The organism is Bowdeniella nasicola (assembly GCF_001907295.1).
In the GTDB taxonomy this organism is placed as follows: domain Bacteria; phylum Actinomycetota; class Actinomycetes; order Actinomycetales; family Actinomycetaceae; genus Bowdeniella; species Bowdeniella nasicola.
This window is the reverse complement of the sequence record NZ_MQVR01000184.1, coordinates 1-778: the sequence shown is the minus strand read 5'-3', so window position 1 is coordinate 778 and position 778 is coordinate 1. Positions and strand designations below refer to the sequence as shown.

Annotated in this window: 1 protein-coding gene; it reads left to right on the top strand. The window is 60.0% G+C overall.

The window, feature by feature from the left end:
• On the top strand, positions 1–711 hold the full coding sequence (locus tag BSZ39_RS12970) for an anaerobic C4-dicarboxylate transporter family protein (protein ID WP_281247153.1): 711 nt from the start codon (positions 1–3) through the stop codon (positions 709–711).
• The last annotated feature ends 67 nt before the right edge of the window (positions 712–778 follow it).

Sequence of the window (778 nt, the reverse complement as noted above, 5' to 3'; positions counted from 1 at the left end):
GTGGTAACCCCGATTCTTGAGGGCCTCGATCCCTATCGCACTCCCGACACGCCCACCCTCGAACCCATCACCCCACGCTCAGGTCCCAAGAGCCTGATTTGGGTTCACCTAGTCATTGTTTTGGCTGCCATTTTTCTGGGTGCCAGGTACGGCTCGATAGCGATCGGCGCTGCCGGTGGCCTAGGAGTTATCGTGCTCGGTGCCACGGGGGCGCCCGTTTCTCGAGAGGATATTCCCTTCGACGTCATCGGCATTATCATGTCGGTGATCGCCGCGATTGCCGCGATGCAAGCGGCCGGCGGCATGGACTGGCTCGTGGCGCTCACCGACCGCCTGTTACGAAAGAAACCCAAGCGCATCACGCTGCTCGCGCCGATCGTCACCTATCTGTTGACGTTGTTCGCAGGTACGGGGCATACCGCATTTGCGGCGTTGCCCGTCATTACCGAGGTCGCGAAAGAAAACGATATTCGCCCCTCGCGGCCGTTATCGATCGCTGTCGTCGCCTCACAGATGGCCATTACCGCGAGCCCGATCTCGGCGGCCGTCGTCTTCATGGCCTCTGTCGTCGAGCCGTTGGGGGTGGGCTACCTGACCCTGCTCGCCATCGCCATTCCGTCGACTTTCTTAGCTACGGTTGCCACGAGCTTTCTGGCGAATATGCTCGGCAAACCGCTCAGCTCGGAGGTCAAGTCCCTTGTAGTGGTGTAACGGCGTTTTCCTCTCGTTTGGGGTTTTAGCTTGCTAGTGCGGGCGTGTCGGTATCGGTCATGGTCGT